Genomic DNA, 2,404 nt, shown 5'->3' on the forward strand with positions numbered 1-2,404 from the left:
TAACGTAAAGAGTTTTAAACGCATTCCGGCAAAAAAAAACACCCATTATCCAAAAACCTCACCCGGATTGCGGTTAAAACTGTGTTGGACTAAGCCGTTTTCTCCTATGGACTTTTAATGGGTTTGTATTTTTTGCTTTCATGGAATACTGGGGGCTATTTTGCCCTTTTTCCTTCAATTCCCTTCTTAATTTCAGGATTTACCTTCCTAACCAGACATAGGTTTCCCCGGAATTCCCCGCATCCCAAGATAATAGATTGAAGCTTTTCAAAGAACGAAACTCATAAGATTATTTAGGTACTGTCCATTTCAGTCTCCGGGATTGCGAATACCATTTTACCTTCTTTGCAGCACTCACAAACAAAAGTAGCCTTGCCTAGTATGGCCTCCAAGATCTCGTAGGTCGTTAATCCCTGATAGGGTGAAAAAGGCCGGGGCAGATTCAGTAAACTGAAACACTTCCCTAGTTTGTCACTGGCAGCTGAAGAAAGAATGCCATAATACCTGATTTTGTAGAACCGTCCGGGCAGGATGTGTTGCAAGAACCTTCGCACGAATTCCCCAATAGCCAGCTTCATGACTTTAGTAGTGCCAATTCTGTAGTCTTTCCAACGGAAGCTGACTTCGGTATTCTCTAATTCCAGAATCCTGCTGTTACTGATCGCAACCCGATGGGTATACCTACCCAGATAACTGACCACCTGACCTGCCCCACGGAAAGTCTTCTTGATGTATACGTGCCAGTTTTTTTCATAAAGCACTTTTCTGAGTTCTCCAATATCCGTATATAAATCCAATGATTCACCCGGAATGGTAAGTACGTTTTTCTCCAAAAGTATCTTTAGTCTACTGAAGAAAACTCCCCTGAATACTGCGGATAATGCGTTGACGGGAACAAAGAACTTTCTGTGTGAAGGAATCCACTCCATACCGTCCTGATCCAGCCCACCTGCAGGGACAAGCATGTGGATATGCGGATGGTAACTCAGTGATTGCCCCCAGATATGAAGCACTGCCAGGCTTCCTGTCTGGGCACCCAGGAATTCAGGATTTGCGGAAGTTTTTCTCACCGCAAGGGCAGAGCTGGCAAACAGCAGATCGTAACAGATTTTCTGGTTGAGGTAAAACAGCGGTCTGAGTACCTCGGGGATAGTAAACACCACATGAAAATAACGTACAGGAAGAAGTCTTACTTTAAGCTTTTCCACCCAAAGCAACTGACGGACATACTGGCACTTAGGACAATGTCTGTTGCGGCAACTGTTGTAACAGACCTTCGTATGACCGCAGTGGTCACATGTGAGGGTGTGGCTCCCCATCTGTGAAGTCCTACAGGATATAATAGCATCAAAAGCCTTGTGCTGGCATGTGGTGAGCCGGTGCCCGGAAAGGTATTCCTGTCCGCAACTCCTGAAGACATCAGCAAGTTCGGGGCCACCCGAGCGTGTGTTGACCGTTTCCATCACAGGCGGTCCAGGGGACTTTGGATATGGGAAGGCTCGAAACGGCAGACATGTAAATACACCGTAGTGGTATTGAGTGAGCGATGCCCTAGCAATTCCTGTATTACACGCACGTTCACCCCCTGCTCCAGCAGATGGGTAGCAAAAGAATGGCGAAGCGTATGGAAAGAGGCCTGTTTGGTGATCTTTACAGTTTTAAGTGCTTTTCTAAGGATTGTCTGGGCACTGGTATGGCTGTAGGGAGACCCTTTTTTCTGCCCTTCAAACAGATATTCAACAGGACGGTAGATGCGGTAATATTCCCTTAGTTTTCCAAGCAATCCTTCGGGGAGAACTGTATATCTACCTTTCTTCCCCTTGCCTGATCTTACCCTGATCTGCATGCGGTCGCTGTCAAGATCTTCCGGCTTTAAGGTCACTACCTCACTTAGCCGGAGACCAGACGCATAGGTCAGCGCAATCACGCAATAATGTTTCTTGTTTGTCAGACATTGCAAAATACGGACTATCTCCTCTCTGGAAAATACCACCGGAATCGGTTTGGATTTTTTGGGACGCCGGATTTTGAAAGGATCCCATTCCCTGCCCAGTACATCTTTGACAAGAATTTTAAAGGCACTGATCGTATGATTGATACTGGTCGGAGAAAGACCGTCACGTTCGATCTTTCCAAACAGATAGGACTTCAGCTCTTCTGTAGTGATCAAATCAGGGCTTTTACCCAGACCTTTCGATACGGCGGCTACAGAACAGACATAAGTCTTGATCGTTCGGGGAGAATAGTTACGAAGACGCATATATTCATACATGCGCTCACGCAGGCTTTTTTTTCCATGATTTCTAAGATTTTAATAATGAAACATAGAATAAAAATAAACCTTAACCATTATAAATCAGTGAGTTGAGTCAAAAAACTACCGACGCAGTCGGTTTAGTTCAAC

At 45.2% G+C, this 2,404-nt stretch carries 2 protein-coding genes; both read right to left on the reverse strand.

Features of this window, described 5'->3' with window-relative positions:
• Positions 1-293: 293 nt before the first annotated feature.
• The gene (locus SYJ56_RS25700) at positions 294-1,463 is read right to left on the reverse strand and encodes an IS91 family transposase (protein WP_323839248.1); all 1,170 of its coding nucleotides are present in this window, start codon (positions 1,461-1,463) and stop codon (positions 294-296) included.
• Complete coding sequence (locus SYJ56_RS25705) at positions 1,463-2,272, reverse strand: tyrosine-type recombinase/integrase (RefSeq protein ID WP_323839249.1); 810 nt, start codon at positions 2,270-2,272, stop codon at positions 1,463-1,465. The genes SYJ56_RS25700 and SYJ56_RS25705 overlap by 1 nt, the downstream gene beginning before the upstream one ends.
• Between the last annotated feature and the right edge of the window lie 132 nt (positions 2,273-2,404).

Origin of the sequence: Algoriphagus aurantiacus, assembly GCF_035156405.1 — a bacterium.
Classification (GTDB): Bacteria; Bacteroidota; Bacteroidia; order Cytophagales; family Cyclobacteriaceae; genus Algoriphagus; species Algoriphagus aurantiacus.

Bases quoted from the DNA above. Each gene is read 5' to 3' on its own strand.
- SYJ56_RS25700 (WP_323839248.1), bottom strand. From the start codon at position 1,463: ATGGAAACGGTCAACACACGCTCGGGTGGCCCCGAACTTGCTGATGTC.
- SYJ56_RS25705 (WP_323839249.1), bottom strand. From the start codon at position 2,272: ATGTATGAATATATGCGTCTTCGTAACTATTCTCCCCGAACGATCAAG.